Annotated in this window: 19 protein-coding genes; 10 read left to right on the top strand and 9 right to left on the bottom strand. The window is 60.9% G+C overall.

The features are described 5' to 3' along the window. Window positions 1-197 precede the first annotated feature (197 nt). Complete coding sequence (locus tag BMY98_RS15530; RefSeq protein WP_074890660.1) at window positions 198-647, top strand: YcgN family cysteine cluster protein; 450 nt, start codon at window positions 198-200, stop codon at window positions 645-647. Between the two features lie 62 nt (window positions 648-709). Here the strand turns inward: BMY98_RS15530 and BMY98_RS15525 are convergent, their stop codons facing one another. From BMY98_RS15525 to BMY98_RS15510, 4 genes are all read right to left on the bottom strand, one after another. Beyond that, a complete protein-coding gene (locus BMY98_RS15525; protein WP_074890659.1) occupies window positions 710-1,081 on the bottom strand; it encodes a YgaP family membrane protein in 372 nt (123 codons plus the stop codon). Between the two features lie 85 nt (window positions 1,082-1,166). After that, window positions 1,167-1,655: an RNA methyltransferase gene (locus tag BMY98_RS15520; RefSeq protein WP_065986778.1), complete on the bottom strand. Its 489-nt coding sequence runs from the start codon at window positions 1,653-1,655 to the stop codon at window positions 1,167-1,169. A 197-nt stretch (window positions 1,656-1,852) separates the two neighbouring features. Next, a complete protein-coding gene (locus BMY98_RS15515; RefSeq protein ID WP_074890657.1) occupies window positions 1,853-2,224 on the bottom strand; it encodes a YajD family HNH nuclease in 372 nt (123 codons plus the stop codon). A gap of 70 nt (window positions 2,225-2,294) precedes the next feature. Beyond that, window positions 2,295-2,981 carry a spermidine synthase gene (locus BMY98_RS15510; RefSeq protein ID WP_074890655.1) on the bottom strand — a complete coding sequence of 229 codons (687 nt, stop codon included), beginning with the start codon at window positions 2,979-2,981 and terminating at the stop codon, window positions 2,295-2,297. Window positions 2,982-3,091: 110 nt separating this feature from the next. Here BMY98_RS15510 and BMY98_RS15505 point away from each other — a divergent pair, with 110 nt between their 5' ends. Then, on the top strand, window positions 3,092-3,379 hold the full coding sequence (locus BMY98_RS15505) for a hypothetical protein (protein WP_074890653.1): 288 nt from the start codon (window positions 3,092-3,094) through the stop codon (window positions 3,377-3,379). 16 nt (window positions 3,380-3,395) lie between these two features. Here the strand turns inward: BMY98_RS15505 and BMY98_RS15500 are convergent, their stop codons facing one another. Then, window positions 3,396-3,878 carry a Crp/Fnr family transcriptional regulator gene (locus BMY98_RS15500; protein WP_074890651.1) on the bottom strand — a complete coding sequence of 161 codons (483 nt, stop codon included), beginning with the start codon at window positions 3,876-3,878 and terminating at the stop codon, window positions 3,396-3,398. Between the two features lie 119 nt (window positions 3,879-3,997). Continuing rightward, complete coding sequence (locus BMY98_RS15495; protein WP_074890649.1) at window positions 3,998-6,055, bottom strand: S9 family peptidase; 2,058 nt, start codon at window positions 6,053-6,055, stop codon at window positions 3,998-4,000. A 151-nt stretch (window positions 6,056-6,206) separates the two neighbouring features. Between BMY98_RS15495 and BMY98_RS15490 the strand changes: the two genes are divergently transcribed. From BMY98_RS15490 to BMY98_RS15465, 6 genes are all read left to right on the top strand, one after another. Further along, complete coding sequence (locus tag BMY98_RS15490) at window positions 6,207-6,722, top strand: MFS transporter (RefSeq protein ID WP_074890717.1); 516 nt, start codon at window positions 6,207-6,209, stop codon at window positions 6,720-6,722. Between the two features lie 51 nt (window positions 6,723-6,773). Further along, entirely contained in the window at window positions 6,774-7,547 is a 774-nt protein-coding gene (locus tag BMY98_RS15485) for a class II glutamine amidotransferase (RefSeq protein WP_074890647.1), read from the top strand. A 13-nt stretch (window positions 7,548-7,560) separates the two neighbouring features. Beyond that, window positions 7,561-8,085, top strand: coding sequence for a DUF2937 family protein (locus BMY98_RS15480; protein WP_074890646.1), 525 nt, complete (start codon window positions 7,561-7,563; stop codon window positions 8,083-8,085). A gap of 363 nt (window positions 8,086-8,448) precedes the next feature. Next, window positions 8,449-9,213, top strand: a complete 765-nt coding sequence (locus BMY98_RS15475) for a 5-oxoprolinase subunit PxpA (protein ID WP_074890644.1) — start codon at window positions 8,449-8,451, stop codon at window positions 9,211-9,213. Next, window positions 9,210-9,914: a 5-oxoprolinase subunit B family protein gene (locus BMY98_RS15470; protein ID WP_074890642.1), complete on the top strand. Its 705-nt coding sequence runs from the start codon at window positions 9,210-9,212 to the stop codon at window positions 9,912-9,914. Before BMY98_RS15475 ends, BMY98_RS15470 begins: the two co-directional genes overlap by 4 nt. Beyond that, window positions 9,911-10,837 carry a 5-oxoprolinase subunit C family protein gene (locus BMY98_RS15465; protein WP_074890640.1) on the top strand — a complete coding sequence of 309 codons (927 nt, stop codon included), beginning with the start codon at window positions 9,911-9,913 and terminating at the stop codon, window positions 10,835-10,837. Before BMY98_RS15470 ends, BMY98_RS15465 begins: the two co-directional genes overlap by 4 nt. 137 nt (window positions 10,838-10,974) lie before the next feature. Here the strand turns inward: BMY98_RS15465 and BMY98_RS15460 are convergent, their stop codons facing one another. Both BMY98_RS15460 and BMY98_RS15455 read right to left on the bottom strand, forming a co-directional pair. Then, the gene (locus tag BMY98_RS15460) at window positions 10,975-12,153 is read right to left on the bottom strand and encodes a vWA domain-containing protein (RefSeq protein ID WP_074890638.1); all 1,179 of its coding nucleotides are present in this window, start codon (window positions 12,151-12,153) and stop codon (window positions 10,975-10,977) included. 46 nt (window positions 12,154-12,199) lie between these two features. Then, the gene (locus BMY98_RS15455) at window positions 12,200-13,045 is read right to left on the bottom strand and encodes an AAA family ATPase (protein ID WP_074890636.1); all 846 of its coding nucleotides are present in this window, start codon (window positions 13,043-13,045) and stop codon (window positions 12,200-12,202) included. Window positions 13,046-13,252: 207 nt separating this feature from the next. Here BMY98_RS15455 and BMY98_RS15450 point away from each other — a divergent pair, with 207 nt between their 5' ends. Both BMY98_RS15450 and BMY98_RS15445 read left to right on the top strand, forming a co-directional pair. Further along, the gene (locus tag BMY98_RS15450) at window positions 13,253-13,483 is read left to right on the top strand and encodes a DUF4160 domain-containing protein (protein WP_074890634.1); all 231 of its coding nucleotides are present in this window, start codon (window positions 13,253-13,255) and stop codon (window positions 13,481-13,483) included. Then, window positions 13,480-14,028 (top strand): DUF2442 domain-containing protein, encoded by a 549-nt coding sequence (locus BMY98_RS15445; protein ID WP_074890632.1) that lies wholly within the window; start codon window positions 13,480-13,482, stop codon window positions 14,026-14,028. The genes BMY98_RS15450 and BMY98_RS15445 overlap by 4 nt, the downstream gene beginning before the upstream one ends. A 103-nt stretch (window positions 14,029-14,131) precedes the next feature. Here the strand turns inward: BMY98_RS15445 and BMY98_RS15440 are convergent, their stop codons facing one another. Next, a complete protein-coding gene (locus BMY98_RS15440) occupies window positions 14,132-15,205 on the bottom strand; it encodes an AsmA family protein (protein ID WP_074890630.1) in 1,074 nt (357 codons plus the stop codon). Between the last annotated feature and the right edge of the window lie 47 nt (window positions 15,206-15,252).

Raw genomic sequence — 15,252 nt, 5'->3', positions numbered from 1 at the left:
TTAGTGGGACCGGTTTCAGCCGGGAAGGCGTCACTCGTCACGCTGCACATTGTACGTGCCTTCAGACCGGTCGCTTCCGGCGAAAGCCGCTCACCCGGCCCGCGCGTTGTACCGACAGTCGCCAATGCTTGGCCCAATTGCCTTGTGCCTCTAGACTGGCGGCCTTTTCATTGCCGACAGTTGTTTGCGCGAGAACCATGGCCGCCATCGTAGAACCCTTCTGGATACGCAAAACCCTCGAGCAACTCGATGCAGTCGAGTGGGAGTCGTTGTGTGACGGCTGCGGTTTGTGCTGCCTGCAGAAGTTGGAGGACGAGGACGACGGCAGCGTTTACTACACGCGCATCGCCTGCAAGCTGCTGGACTTGAACACCTGTGCCTGCACTGACTACCCGAATCGCCGCGCCCAGGTCCCGGACTGCATTCAGCTGACGCCTGGAAAAGCCGACGAATTCAAGTGGCTGCCGCCCACCTGCGGCTATCGGCTGGTCAGCGAGGGCAAGGACTTGCCGCTCTGGCACCATCTGGTGTGTGGGGATCGGGAGCAGGTGCACAAGCAGCGTATTTCTCAGTCCGGCCGCATGCTCAGCGAAGGCAGCGTGCCCGAGGACGACTGGGAGGATTACCTGATTTTTCGTGCGGGCTAAAGCAAAAAGCTCGTGAGGCTGTTGGTTCAGCCGTCACGAGCTTGCGTGCGATGCAGCGTGGATCAGACGCCTTTTGGGCCTTTCAACGCGTCGACGCCGGTGTCGACAGCGTCTTCTACAGCGACTTCAGCCTTGGTTTTCAGCTTGCTCAGTTCAGCGCCAGCTTCTTCGATGCGCGAACGGGCAACGTCCATCTCTCTGCGGCTTTTGTCGATGAGCGCCTTGGCCGAGCAGTGGCCGGTAATGCCACGGGCCAGAACGGCACCGCCGATTGCCAGTTGCACCAGACCAAAGATCCCGCCGCGGCGCAGACCCTTGCCCATCATCAGTACACCACCTGCCAGCGAGCCAATGCGCTCCCAGCCCTGTACGTTCTGCTCCGGGTAGTCGTGCAAAGGTCGTTCGATGCGTTCAATGATCGGGGTGTCACTCATGATGCGTTCTCCATGAAGGGTAGGGTCCTTAAAGCTGACTGCCTCACGCGCAAACTGTTCAATGCGTTTTGTCAGCGCGCGGACGTCAGGTGCGGTCAGTTTCCCGTCCGAACTGCGGGCCAGAGCGGGTGTTGATGCCTTTGGCCATGCGGTCGTAAAGCACGACGTTCACCGTCGCCGCGAGGTTCATGCAGCCCGTCGTGGGGATGTACACCACGTCTTCGCACCAATCGCGGATCTCTTTATCCAGCGAACCGTCTTCGGGCCCGAAGATATAGATCGCCCGGTCAGGGTGGGTGTACTCCGGCAGCGCTCTTGCGCCTTCCACCAGCTCCACGGCTACCGGCACACAGCCCAGCGGGATGATCTTTCTCAGGTCATCGATACCGATCAGCGGAATGTCCTGGTGGATCTTCTTGGTGTCGGTGACGAAATCACGCGCACGTTCGTAGCGCTTTCCGGTGTAGAACACCGACGCCACGCCATAGCAGCCTGCTGCGCGCATCACCGAACCGACGTTTTCCGGGGATTTGGGGTTGAACAAGCCGATGCAGGCATAGCGTTTGTTGGCCACGGGGGAGGGTGCTCATCAGAGAAAGCGCGGGATTATAGGGGAAAGAGGCAGCTTTAAGCTTTAAGCGGCAAGCCACAAGCCACAAGCCACAAGCCACAAGCCACAAGCCACAAGCCACAAGCCTGGCAAGCGATGATCGCATAAGCGCCGCCGTGCCCTTGCTTGCAGCTTGCCGCTTAAAACTTGCAGCTCGTCTACTAGTCCTTCTTCATCAACCCCGCCAGCGCGGCGAACGGGTTGTGAGTGGCCTTGGCGGTTTTCGGACTGCTGGTGGAGCTTTCCGAGAAGTATTGCTGATCGGTGTAACGCGAGTGTTCGTTGTCGTGGCAGTACAGGCACAGCAATTCCCAGTTGGAGCCGTCCTGGGGGTTGTTGTCGTGGTTGTGGTCGCGGTGGTGAACGGTCAACTCGCTGAGGCGTTTGCCTGCAAACTCCCGGGCGCAGCGGCCGCAGACGTGCGGGTACATGCGCAGGGCTTTGTCGCGATAACCCATTTCGCGGTCACGCTGGTTGTCGGCGAGGATGCGGTCCAGTTTTGAAGTGTTGGTTGGCGTGTTGGCCGAACTCATGGCGTCACCTGTTTCGTGTTCTGTTGGCGATGGAGAGCAATGCAGGCAAGTCTAGCGCTTTGCCCGTCGATCAGCCCTTGAGTTTTTCAGCGATCCAGATGGTATGCCGTGTGCCCTTGTTGCCATGGGCGTAGACCTTGACCTCTTCGGCTTTGAAACCGGCCTTGCGCAGTTTGTCGCTGAAGGCCGCGTCAGCGCTGGCGGACCACACGGCCAGCACGCCTTTTGGGCGTAGCGCGCTGGCACAGGCGGCGAGACCGCCGGCCGAGTACAGCCAGCTGTTGGATTTTTGCGTCAGGCCCTCAGGGCCGTTGTCGACGTCCAGCATGATCGCGTCAAAGCCCTGGGGTTCGGCCTTGAGTACCTGAGCGACGTCCTGTATCACCACCTTTGCGCGCGGGTCCTGCAACGGATTGCCCGATTTCTCGCCCAGCGCGCCGCGATTCCACTCGACCACGCCGGGCACCAGCTCGGCGACTACTACTTCGCCGTTCTTGCCCAGGTGCTTGAGTGCCGACGCCAGGGTAAAGCCCATGCCCAGTCCGCCGATCAATACCCGCGGGCTGATACGTGAGGCCACCTTCTTGCAGGGGATTTCGGCCAGGGCGTCTTCGGAGCCGTGCATGCGCGTGTTCATCAACTGGCCGCCGTCGCCGCCCTGAATCTTGATGACAAAATCTTCGCCGTACTCGAACAGGCACAAGGCGCCGCCGTTATCGGGGATCGGAGTGGTGTCGAGCAGAACAAAACGTTTCATGGATAACTCGTCAAAGGGTTGGGCCGCAGGCAGCGCAATTTGTCAGAGCGCGATGCGTTGCGCAGGAGTAGCCTGAGCGGTAAGCGAAAGATTGGCAGGGGAGGCCAACGATGAAGTGCTCCATTCTACTGACGATTGTCATCACTGTGCTCGGCGTGTCGCAAGCGTCTGCCGAGAGCCTGCAGCCGGTTCTGAATACGCCCGAGCCCATCGCGGCTTCCGAGGGTTCGCCGGGCACTGCAACACCGACGCCTTACCCGCAAGTGGCCCCGCCGGGCGTTCCCCATGCAGGCGGGCAGGGCAACCCGCCGCTGCTGCCGAAGATTCCCCAGCCAGGTCCGCCAAAGGACGATGACCCCTTGCCGGGACTGCAGCCGTCGGCCAAGTCAAATCCCTGAATCACCCTCGGCGCTCTCAATCCTGCTGCGTCACCACCTGACCGTCCATCATGCGCAGCCGCTTTGACATGGCCACCGCGACCGCGCGGATGATCTTCGCCGCCACTTTCGGCGCCTCGTTGAGCATCTTGTCCAGCGAATCCTTGCCCAGGTTCAGCAGATAGCACGACGAAGCGGCGATGCACGTCGCCGAGCGGCGTTCGCCGTCCAGCACCGCCATTTCGCCAAACGCGCGGCCGCTGCGCAGAATGGCGGTCTCCACCGGCTGGCCGTCGCTGTTGAGCTTCTGCACCGACACCGTGCCCGAATGAATGATGCACATGAACGTGCCGGCGTCGCCTTCGTTGAAGATCGCGTCGCCCTTTTCAATGCTGCTGATGCTGAAGTACCCCGCAGCGGCGGCAAATTCCGCCGGCGTCAGGGCGATGAACAGACCGCAGTCCATCAGCATGTCGCGGATTTCTTTATTCAGTGACGAAGAGTTGAGCAATGTAGACATGGCGAGTTCTTGTTGAGTGTTCTGGGAGATTGCGTAAAGCACTGGCTGGCGTGAGAGCAGCCCCGGACTTTACAGCGTCCAGGGGCTTGCCACGTGACACACCGCCCGCGCAGTTTTCGTCAGGCCATTTTCAGCACGTTCAGAATAAATCCGTATTCGAGTGCTACGTCACGTAATCCCTGATAACGACCGCTCATGCCGCCGTGGCCTGCACCCAGTTCGGTCTTGAGCAACAGCAGGTTGTCGTCGGTTTTTCGATCACGCAGTTTTGCCACCCACTTGGCCGCTTCCCAATACTGCACGCGACTGTCGTTATAGCCCGCGATCACCAGCATCGCCGGATAATCCTGCGCCGTGACGTTTTCATAAGGCGCGTAGGCCTTGATCCGCGCGTGAACATCCGGCTCCTGCGGGTTGCCCCACTCGTCGTACTCGGTGACGGTCAGGGGCAGATCAGGGTCGAGCATGGTGTTCAGGACATCGACGAACGGCACTTCAGCGATGGCCGCCTTGAACAGCGCCGGACGCTGGTTCACTACCGCGCCGATCAACAAGCCGCCGGCACTGCCACCGCTGATGACCAGCTGTTCGGCAGTGGTGATGTTCTCCGCTATCAAGTGTTCGGCACAGGCGATGAAGTCACTGAAAGTGTTTTGCTTGTGCTCTTGCTTACCGTTGCGGTACCAGGCCTCGCCCAGCTCACCGCCGCCGCGCACATGGGCGATGGCGAAAGCAATACCTCGATCAAGCAGGCTCAGCCGCGCATGGGAAAACCACGGGTCGAGGCTTTCGCCGTACGCGCCATAGCCATACAGATACAGCGGAACGGTCTGACCGGCCAACTCGCGCTTGACCACCAGGCTGATCGGCACTTGCGTACCGTCGGCGGCGGTCGCCCACAATCGCTGGCTGACGTAGGCATCGGCGTCGAATACACCTAGCACCGGCGTTTCTTTGAGTACGATTTTTTCCCCGGTGGCCAGCGACAATTGCCACACCTGCGGCGGACGATTCAGCGATTGATAGCGCAGACGAATTTTGTCGCTCTCAAACTCAAGGGTGTCCTGCACATACAGGTTGTACGCCGCATCCGGCAGTTGCACGCGGTACGCCGGCAGCCCCTGGGGATGCACTTCGACGATCGGCAAACCGCCTTCGCGCAGGCTCAAGGTCAGGCCTTTGGCGTTGAGGCTGAAACCGTCGAGCATGACCGTCTCGCTGTGGGCAATCAGGTTCTGCCAGTCGCTCCGCTCCGGGATGCCATCGCTTTTTTCCGGAGCGTTGTACAGCGCGAAGTTGATGCCGTCCTGATTGCTGCGGATGACCCAGCTCCACTTGCCCTCAATCAGCCCGTGGTCCACTGAGTATTCGTGCCCCTCGCTGCGCGGCGCCATGCACACGAACGCCTGCTCGGGTGTACCGGCGTCCAGCACCCAGGCCTCGCTGGTGGTCTTGCTGTCCAGCCCGACGATCAACTGCCGCTCCGAGCTGCTGCGGTAGCAATGCAGGAAGAAGCGCCCGTCAGGCTCGCTGAACACCAGCTCGGCGGATACTTCGCCCAGCTTGTGGCGGTAAAGCTTGTGCGGACGATGGGTGTCGTCCAGTTCGCCGAAGAAAAGCGTCTGGCTGTCGTTGGCCCAGGTCATGCTGCCGTCGCAGTCTTCGAACGGCAGGCTGCTGACCGCGCCGCTGCTCAGTTCCTTGACGTACAGCTGATAAACCTCCTCGCCGCTGGTGTCGAGGCTGTAGGCCAGGCGCTGATGGTCGGGGCTGATGCTGAAGGCACCGAGGGAGAAGAAGCCACCGCCGGCCAGCTCGTTCGGGTCGAGCAGCAACTCTTCAGCGCTTTCGTCGAGGGTCTGGGAGTCATCGGCCGGACGCGGGCATCGGTAGTGACGGGCGTATTCGTCACCCTCGGTGGTGCGGGTGTAATAAAGATACGGGCCCCAGGGGGAGGGCAGTGACAGGTCGGTTTCGAGAATACGACCCTTGATCTCCTGAAACAGGGTTTCGCGCAACGGCTGCTGGTCGGCGAGCTGCTGTTCCTGCCAGGCGTTTTCGGCCTTGAGGTAATCGAGCACTTCATCGGTGTCGCGGTTTTGCAGCCAGGCGTACGGGTCGGCGCCGTCAGCCTGGCGGGCGACGGGGGCGTTGGAAATATGTGGGGCGGAAGGCATGCTGGGCTCTCTCACGTGGGCTCATCTGAAAGGGATCGGTCGCGCTGCCGGGTGCTGGACATACGGCAAACCGATAACTGAAGCCGGGGAAGCCGGGCTGGTGAAAAGTCGTTATCATAAGCGCCTCTTTACCTGCCTTACCACGGACGTCATGACCGACAACGACTATCTGATTGCCTGGGGCCTCTACGCGTTCGCCGCGTTGGGCTGTCTGTTGGTGTGGTTCAAGCTGACCGGCTGGATGTGGCGCTACCTGCGCGAACCCTTGCGCGTGATCGGCGCCGTGCTGTTGTTCTGCCCGACGATCGTCGATCCGGCCAAGGATCAATACGCCCCGGCGCTGGCGATCAGCGTGCTGGATCTGGCGCTGAAAGTCGGCAACAACGTCTGGCGCGCCGTGCTCGACCTCGCCACCTACGGCGCCATCGCCCTGGGCCTCTACCTGATTTACGCCTTGATCCGCTTGCCGTTCCTGCGCAAGAAAAAAGCCCGTCTGGCCCACGCCGAAGCTGCCGCTGCGCAGGCCGCCGCCGAACAGAAGGAACACGACGAGCCTTACGCAGACCAGGCCGCAGGGCGCTTCGCCAGCCAGTCGCCCGCGACAACGTCAGTGGCTGCCTCAACGCCGGCGCCGAGCGGCCGCCATCGCGTCGAACCCAAACTGTGATCGTGACCGGCATCTTCCCAGACGCGTGCTTGAACGCACCGAGACCTGCGCATGTGTGAACTTCTGGGCATGAGTGCCAACGTACCGACGGACATCGTGTTCAGCTTTACCGGGCTGATGCAGCGTGGTGGTCGTACCGGTCCGCACCGCGACGGTTGGGGCATCGGTTTCTATGAAGGCCGTGGCCTGCGCCTGTTTCAGGACCCCGCCGCAAGCAGCGAGTCGGAAGTCGCGCAGCTGGTCCAGCGTTATCCCATCAAGAGCGAAGTGGTCATCGGCCACATCCGTCAGGCCAACGTCGGCAAGGTCTGTCTGTCCAACACCCATCCTTTCGTGCGCGAACTGTGGGGGCGCAACTGGTGTTTCGCCCACAATGGTCAGCTCGCGGATTTTCATCCCGGCGCGACCTTCTATCGGCCGGTGGGCGACACGGATAGTGAAGCGGCGTTCTGCGATCTGCTCAACCGTGTCCGTGAAGGGTTCCCCGAGCCGGTCGAGATCGAGCAGCTGCTGCCGGCCCTGGTGCAAGCCTGCGACGAATACCGCAGCAAAGGCGTGTTCAATGCGCTGCTCAGTGATGGCGACTGGCTGTTTTGCTACTGTTCGACCAAGCTGGTGCACATCACCCGCCGCGCCCCGTTTGGGCCGGCACGCCTGAAAGACGTCGACGTCATCGTCGATTTCCAGGCGGAAACCACGCCCAACGATGTGGTGACGGTGATTGCCACCGAGCCGCTGACCGAAAACGAGACCTGGAATCGCTATGAGCCAGGTCACTGGAGTCTTTGGCGCCGCGGCGAATGCGTTGCCGAAGGCTCGGCCTGAAAGAGAGGGATCTATGCTGCGCAGCTATATACGACTGGTGTTGTTCACCGCAGGCCTGTTGATAGGCGTGCAGATTCCAGGCTTCATCAGCGATTACAGCAAGCGCGTCGAAGCGCACATGCTGGAAGCGCAACAAAGCCTGCGCGGCTATAACGAGACCGCCCAGCGGTTCTTCAATGGCGACGTGCAGGCGCTGATCCAGCATTACCGCAGCAGCGATGACCCGGTGTTCCGCACCGATGCCGACAACATCAGCAACCTGCTTAGCCGCAATCAGACCCTTGACCGGGAATGGCTGGCGCTTCAAGGCCCATGGTACTCCCGCGCCTGGCATGTGCTGACGGCTGCCGACACCGGCATCCGCAACGAAACCTGGAATGGCTACACCTGGCAGGTGCTGTTGTCGCCGGAAGTCATCGGTTGGGGCCTGCTGTGCGCGCTGCTGTTCTCGCTGGTTATCGAAAGTATTGTGGTGTTCATCGACTGGTTGTTTGTCGGCCGCCACCACGTGCGGCCGGTGGGGCGCGACTGGCGCTGAGACGGATTGCCCGGCTTGGCTTGCGTTGACGGTGATGCCGCCGACGCCTTCCCGGCTAAAGCCGGTCCTACAATGATGCGTACTTCGTAGGACCGGCTTTAGCCGGGAAGGCGATTTAGCAGAACACCCCGCGCACCCGTAGGACCGGCTTCAGCCGGTAAGGGGCCATCCCAGTCAGTAAAGATCCCTCGCACTGTTCACTTTTTCTTATCCTCCCCCCGCGCTTTAATTAGTTGGACGCTTCGGCCATCCGCGCCGAAGAATGCTCCCATCCGCACAGCCCCGTGTCCCGCGCTGCCAACCTGATTATCCCGCGCGTACACTCGAGCTTCTCCCCGTTTCGTTCGCACAGGAGTCACGCCTTTGAGCCGCCTGTTATTGAATTGTGATATCGGCGAAAGCTACGGCGCCTGGACCATGGGTCTGGACGCCGAGGTCATGCCCTACATCGATTGCGCCAACATCGCCTGCGGCTTCCACGCCGGCGATCCGAGTGTCATGCGCAAGACCGTCGCGCTGGCGCTGGCCAACAACGTCACCATCGGCGCGCACCCGGCTTATCAGGATCTGGTAGGTTTCGGTCGTCGCTCGATGGCCTGTTCACCGCAGGAAACTCAAGACCTGCTGCATTACCAGATCGGCGCGCTCGACGGTGTTTGCCGGGCTCAAGGCAGCCGCGTCAGCTACGTCAAACCCCACGGCGCGATGTACAACGACATGATGGCCAACCCGACGCAACTGCGCGCCGTCATCGAAGCCATCGCCCGTTACAACCCGGAACTGCCGCTGATGCTGCTGGCCATGCGCGACAACGCGGCAGCGCAGGCGATTGCCGATGAATTCGGCGTCACGCTGTGGTTCGAGGCCTTTGCCGATAGGGCCTACGACAATGTGGGGCGTCTGGTCTCGCGCAACCTTCCCGGCGCTGTGCACCACGATGCAGACGTCATCATCGCCCAGGCCATGACGTTGTCCCGAGGCGAAGCCTTGATCGCCAGTGATGGCAGCGAGCTGCGACTCCAGGCCCACACCTTGTGCGTGCACGGCGACAACGCCAGCTCCATTGATGCAGTTCAGCGTATTCGTCAGGCCTTGAACAGCGCTGACGCCGGACCGTCTGCCCTGTGAACCTGCGCATCGAAGTTGTCGCCATCGATTGCCTGATGGTCCGCCTGTTCGACGCCATCGACGAGACCAACATGCCGTGGATGCTCGCCGCGACGTTGCGTCTGCGGGAGGGTTTCGCTGCACATTTGATTGATCTGGTGCCGTCCTACACCACGCTGATGGTGCATTACGATCTGTTGGCGCTGAGTCCGACACAGGCTCGGGCAATCATTACCGAGGCGCTGACCGGCCTTGCACCCGATGCCGCCCAAAGCGGCCGGCAGCATGTGTTGCCGGTCTGGTACGACCTCAGCGTCGGGCCCGAGTTAAGCCTGTTATCGACGCGCAGCGGGTTATCGGTTGAGGAGGTGATTCGCCGCCACAGCCAGCGCGAGTATCAAGTCTTCGCGCTCGGGTTCGTGCCGGGGTTCGCGTTCATGGGGCTGGTGGAAGAGGTCCTCGCCGCGCCGCGGATCAAGACACCCCGCAAGCGCGTTGCTGCCGGGAGTGTCGGCATCGCAGAGCGGCAAACCGCGGCCTATCCACTGGAGTCACCCGGCGGCTGGAACATCCTCGGGCGCACCCCGGCCAAACTCTTTGATCGCGGAATCGACGGCTACAGTCTGATGCAGCCTGGCGATACGGTGCGGTTTGCCGCCATTGATCACGCCGAGTTTATTCGCCTGGGCGGCGACGACACGCCGCTGGAGGGCTTGGCATGAGCATGTTGACGGTTAAAGGCAGCACGCCGCTGTGCCTGTTGCAGGACGCGGGACGGTTTGGCGTGCGGCACCTTGGCGTCACCCAGGGCGGGGCACTGGACTGGGTGTCGATGTCGTGGGCCAATAAACTGCTGAACAACGCGCTGGACGCTGCCGTTATTGAAGTGACCCTGGGCGGCCTGACGCTGCTGGCCGAATCCGACTGCTGCCTGGCCCTGGCCGGTGCGGATCTGGGCGCCATGCTCGACGATCGACCGATGGCGCCGTGGCGCAGCTTCTTCGTGCGCAAAGGCCAGCAGCTACGTTTTACCCGGCCCATCAACGGTGCCCGCGCCTACCTCGCGGCGCCCGGCGGATTTGCGGCGGTCGATGTGCTCGGCAGCTGCGCCACCGTCACACGTGAAGGGCTGGGCGGGCTCGAAGGAAACGGCAAAGCGCTGGCTGAAGGCGATCAACTGACCTATTCAGGTGCGTCATTTGAGCTTCACGCGCTGCCCGGTCACCTCATCCCTGACTTTTCCGAACAGCGTCCGCTGGATGTCGTTCTCGGTGCACAGATCGGCCAGTTCAGCGGCTTGAGCCTGTTCGATGCGTTCAATAGCGACTGGACCCTCGACAGCCGCGCCGACCGCATGGGCATGCGCCTGCTGGGGCCGGAGCTGGTTTACCAAGGCAAACCGATGATCTCCGAAGGCATCCCGCTCGGTGCTATCCAGGTCCCGCCGGACGGCCAGCCGATCGTCCTGCTCAACGACCGTCAGACCATCGGCGGCTATCCAAGGCTCGGCGCGCTGACGCCGCTGTCACTGGCGCGGCTGGCGCAGAAACTTCCGGGGAGTGTGGTGCGGATGAAAGCGGTGGTGCAGGACGTGGCCCATCGGGAGCAGGTGGGGTTCCAGGATCTCGTCCGCCGTCCGCTGTAGGAGCGTGGCTTGTCCCGCGATCTGCCGGGAACCGGCAGCAATTCGGAAATGCGTTCCGCGTGATGGACGCCACAATCCGGTTTTACGACGACTGCGTCGGCGATCGCGGGACAAGCCACGCTCCTACGGTCTCAGCATTACTTCGCCAGATACCGCATCCCTTCCTCCAGCCCGCGCAGTGTCAGCGGGTACATCTGATCTTCGATCAAGTCGCGCACGATGTTGGTGGAGGTGGTGTAGGCCCAAGCGTCTTTGGGGTACGGATTGATCCAGATGATCTTCTTGAACTTGGCCATGAATCGCTGCATCCAGACGTAACCCGCTTCTTCGTTCCAGTGTTCGACGCTGCCGCCCGGTTGGGTGATTTCGTAGGGCGCCATGGAAGCGTCGCCGATAAAGATCACTTTGTAGTCGGCGCCGTATTTATGCAGCAGGTCCTGGGTAGGGGTGCGCTCGGAGGTGCGCCTCTGGTTGTTCTTCCACACCGATTCGTAAACGAAGTTATGAAAGTAGAAGTACTCCATGTGCTTGAACTCGGTCTTGCAGGCCGAGAACAGTTCTTCGCAGATCTTCACGTGGGCGTCCATCGAACCGCCGATGTCGAACAGCAGCAACAGCTTGATGGTGTTGCGGCGTTCGGGACGCATCTGGATGTTCAGCAGCCCGGCGTCGCGGGCGGTATGGTCGATGGTTCCGTCGATGTCCAGTTCGTCCGCCGCACCCTGGCGCGCGAACTTCCGCAGACGCCGCAGCGCCACTTTGATGTTGCGCGTGCCCAGCTCAACCCCATCATCGAGGTTCTTGTACTCGCGCTGATCCCAAACCTTTGCGGCCTTGCCCTGACGCTGGCCGGCGTCGCCCACCCGAATCCCCTCGGGGTTGTAACCGCCTGAGCCAAAGGGACTGGTGCCGCCGGTGCCGATCCATTTATTGCCGCCGGCGTGGCGCTCCTTTTGCTCTTCCAGACGCTTCTTGAATTCCTCGATCAGTTTGTCCAGGCCACCCAGCGACTGGATCTGCGCGCGCTCTTCAGCGGTCAGCGAGCGCTCGAATTCCTTGCGCAGCCAGTCCTCGGGGATCAGCGCCTGCAAGTGATCGTCGAGCTTTTCCAGGCCATTGAAGTAAGCGCCGAACGCCCGGTCGAACTTGTCGAAATGGCGCTCGTCCTTCACCAGAATCGTGCGCGACAAGTAATAGAACTCGTCCATGTCAGCGAACGTCACGCGCTGCTTCAGCGCACTGATGAGGTCGAGCAGTTCACGCAACGATACCGGCACTTTGGCCGCGCGCATTTCGTTGAACAGGTTGAGCAACATAATCGGCGTCCCGCCCTTGATCTAAATAAGCTTGACCAGAAAAGGCTCAGCGATTGCCGCGACGACTCATGAACGCGAGGCGTTCGAGCAGATGCACGTCCTGCTCGTTCTTGACCAGCGCACCGGCCAGCGGCGGGATGGCTTTGGTGGGGTCGCGCTCGCGCAGTACCGCTTCGCCGATGTTGTCGGCCATCAGCAGTTTGAGCCAGTCCACCAGTTCGGAGGTCGAGGGCTTTTTCTTCAGGCCCGGGACTTTGCGCACGTCGAAGAACACGTCCAGCGCTTCGCTGACCAGATCCTTCTTGATGTTCGGGTAATGCACGTCGACGATCTTCTGCAGGGTGCTGCGGTCAGGGAACGCGATGTAATGAAAGAAACAGCGGCGCAGAAAGGCGTCAGGCAGCTCTTTTTCGTTGTTGGACGTAATGATGATGATCGGGCGCTTTTTGGCCTTGATCGTCTCGTCGATCTCGTAAACGTAGAACTCCATCTTGTCGAGTTCTTGCAGCAGGTCGTTGGGGAATTCGATGTCCGCCTTGTCGATCTCGTCGATCAGCAGAATGACCCGCTCTTCGGATTCAAAGGCTTCCCAGAGCTTGCCTTTCTTCAGGTAATTGCGCACGTCGTGGACTTTGTCGACGCCCAGCTGCGAGTCGCGCAGGCGGCTGACCGCGTCGTACTCATAGAGGCCCTGGTGCGCCTTGGTGGTGGACTTGATGTGCCAGGTGATCAGCCGCGCGCCGAAGGACTCGGCCAGTTGCTCGGCGAGCATGGTCTTGCCGGTGCCGGGCTCGCCCTTGACCAGCAGCGGGCGCTCCAGGGTGATGGCGGCATTGACCGCAAGCTTCAGATCGTCGGTGGCGACGTAGGCATGGGTGCCTTCGAATTTCATCGGGAAAATCCTCGAACAGCGCGAACGGACCAGTGGCCTGAACCGCGAAAGATAGGGCGCAAAGAATGCAGCGACTATACCGCGCACCCCGCGCGACTGTGAACGCAGACGCTTTATTCAGTATCTGAATGGAGCGTCACGGTCTGACCGGGAAGAAAATTGTAACCACCATTGAGGTATCGCCAAAATAGCGATACCTTCCTGCGCATGTCGACTAAATACAGATTCAGGGACAAATACAGGATTCAACTGCGGGAAAAGGATCACCTGCCGCCTCACATGCACCTCACCGGTGGCGGGCTGGATGTGTTGATCTGTCTGCAGTTGGTTGAACCCATGCTCGGCCACGCCCCGGCCGGCGTACTCAGGGAGGCGCTCGAATGGGTAAGGGCCCACCAAACAGAATTGCTGGAGCAATGGAAACGATGGCATCCATGAAACGTCCACGCCTCAAGACCGTAGAGGCGCTGGCTCATCAACAATTGGCGCTGACATTCATCAACGACATGAAGTACGTCCTCGACCTGAGCAGCGACATTGGTGCATTTCCGGGGCTGCAACCGCTCAAGGATCCGGACATTTTCAAGCAGGCACAGATTGGCGACGACGGCTGGACCGTCGAGTGGGACGAGGCCGACATCCAGATTGGCGCCGATACCCTCTACCTGGACTCCAAGGCGCAGGCCGCCACTGATGAGAACACGCGGATATTCATCGGCTGGCGCGCGCGCACCGGGCTGCCGCTGGCCATGGCGGCCGAAGCGCTGGGCGTCAGCACGCGCAGCATCACTCGCTACACCAACGGCAGCGAGGCGGCACCGCGCACCTTGGCGCTAGCGTGTCTGGGATGGGATGCGTTGCAGAATCAGTCAGGCAGTGGCGTGTTGCTGGCCGAGAAGCGTGCGGCCTATGGCGTTGACAAAGGGGGCGGTGTCGACAAGGCAGCCGGAATCGACAAGGAGGCAGGCGAAGATGGCGAGTGAGCGGACTCGCGAGAGAAGCGTGTCAGCGATCAAGGTCATCGCTGACTAAACGCTTCGCGAGCAAGCTCACTCCTATAGGGATGTTCCAGTCAACCCGCTGCGTTTATTTCGCCTCGCTCTTGCCACTGTCATACCGCGTGTTGAACGCCTTCACGAAGGCATTGCGCAGGATCTGCAAAAACGCTTCGAACGCATTGATGTCCTGTTTGTGAACACTGCCGCTGAGTTCGACGCGGGTGGCGAACTGGTTCTTCCCCTGGTTCTTGAGCACTGTTTCGCTGCCGCCGACCACGGCTTCCCAGATCGAGCGGAAGAAGCCTTTGTTCTGGTTCTCGACGTCCTGCTGCCAGTCAAATACATCGACATTACGCAGCAGGGGCTTGATGTAGCCACTGAGCTGGCCATTGGTGGCCTGGGCTTCGATGACCACGTCGCCGTCCCCCGCGTTGAAATCGAATTTGCCGTACGCCGACGCGAAGTCGTTCAGGCGCTTGAGCTGGATACCGGTCGCGCGTAGCTTGAAGTCGAAATCCTCCAGGCTGAACGGGTCGAAGGTCGCAGTGCTTTCCAGCGGCGCATGGCCCAGCAGCATGGCCTTGCCCTCGAAGCGGGCATCGCGCTTGCCGGCTTTGTCTTCGACGTTGGTCAGGTTAAAGATGCTGGCGTTGATGCTGTCGGCGTCGATTTTCACCTTCGGCGTGGAGTTGAAGTTGTTAAAGGTGATCTTGCCGTCCTGAATGCGCATCTCGTTGAGGGTGATCGGCAGCAGCTTGTTCAACTGAGCGCGCCAGTCAGTGCCCGCACCGGTCTGGGACTGGCGCTTGTCCGGGCCACCGTCGACGAAGTTGAGTTCGGGGCTGACAAACGCGACCTCGGCGACCACGGCATGGTCGTACCAGAGGGAGTGCCAGCTGACAGCGAGGTCGATGACCGGCGCATCCAGCAGCGGCACCGGCACCTTGCCGTCGACCTTGACGATTTTCAGGCCGTTGATGCGGTAGGCCCCGCGCCACAGGGCGAGGTCCACATCGGTGACCTGACCGCGGTAGTCGCCCATGTCAGCGAGTTTTTCATTGAGATAATTGCGCACTACATAGGGCAGCGCGATATGGACGGCGATCAGCAACACCCCCAAGCCAACAATTGTCCATAACGGCCAGCTGTAACGACGTTTCATGTCTCCACCCTCTAGTAACGTAGTTTTGTTGACTGCTGGCGAGGTGA

Origin of the sequence: Pseudomonas graminis, from assembly GCF_900111735.1 — a bacterium.
Lineage (GTDB): Bacteria > Pseudomonadota > Gammaproteobacteria > Pseudomonadales > Pseudomonadaceae > Aquipseudomonas > Aquipseudomonas graminis.
This window is presented reverse-complemented; position numbering and strand designations above follow the sequence as displayed.

Bases quoted from the DNA above. Each gene is read 5' to 3' on its own strand.
- BMY98_RS15530 (WP_074890660.1), top strand. From the start codon at position 198: ATGGCCGCCATCGTAGAACCCTTCTGGATACGCAAAACCCTCGAGCAA.
- BMY98_RS15525 (WP_074890659.1), bottom strand. From the start codon at position 1,081: ATGAGTGACACCCCGATCATTGAACGCATCGAACGACCTTTGCACGAC.
- BMY98_RS15515 (WP_074890657.1), bottom strand. From the start codon at position 2,224: ATGAGTTCGGCCAACACGCCAACCAACACTTCAAAACTGGACCGCATC.
- BMY98_RS15510 (WP_074890655.1), bottom strand. From the start codon at position 2,981: ATGAAACGTTTTGTTCTGCTCGACACCACTCCGATCCCCGATAACGGC.
- BMY98_RS15505 (WP_074890653.1), top strand. From the start codon at position 3,092: ATGAAGTGCTCCATTCTACTGACGATTGTCATCACTGTGCTCGGCGTG.
- BMY98_RS15500 (WP_074890651.1), bottom strand. From the start codon at position 3,878: ATGTCTACATTGCTCAACTCTTCGTCACTGAATAAAGAAATCCGCGAC.
- BMY98_RS15495 (WP_074890649.1), bottom strand. From the start codon at position 6,055: ATGCCTTCCGCCCCACATATTTCCAACGCCCCCGTCGCCCGCCAGGCT.
- BMY98_RS15490 (WP_074890717.1), top strand. From the start codon at position 6,207: ATGACCGACAACGACTATCTGATTGCCTGGGGCCTCTACGCGTTCGCC.
- BMY98_RS15485 (WP_074890647.1), top strand. From the start codon at position 6,774: ATGTGTGAACTTCTGGGCATGAGTGCCAACGTACCGACGGACATCGTG.
- BMY98_RS15480 (WP_074890646.1), top strand. From the start codon at position 7,561: ATGCTGCGCAGCTATATACGACTGGTGTTGTTCACCGCAGGCCTGTTG.
- BMY98_RS15465 (WP_074890640.1), top strand. From the start codon at position 9,911: ATGAGCATGTTGACGGTTAAAGGCAGCACGCCGCTGTGCCTGTTGCAG.
- BMY98_RS15460 (WP_074890638.1), bottom strand. From the start codon at position 12,153: ATGTTGCTCAACCTGTTCAACGAAATGCGCGCGGCCAAAGTGCCGGTA.
- BMY98_RS15455 (WP_074890636.1), bottom strand. From the start codon at position 13,045: ATGAAATTCGAAGGCACCCATGCCTACGTCGCCACCGACGATCTGAAG.
- BMY98_RS15450 (WP_074890634.1), top strand. From the start codon at position 13,253: ATGTCGACTAAATACAGATTCAGGGACAAATACAGGATTCAACTGCGG.
- BMY98_RS15445 (WP_074890632.1), top strand. From the start codon at position 13,480: ATGAAACGTCCACGCCTCAAGACCGTAGAGGCGCTGGCTCATCAACAA.
- BMY98_RS15440 (WP_074890630.1), bottom strand. From the start codon at position 15,205: ATGAAACGTCGTTACAGCTGGCCGTTATGGACAATTGTTGGCTTGGGG.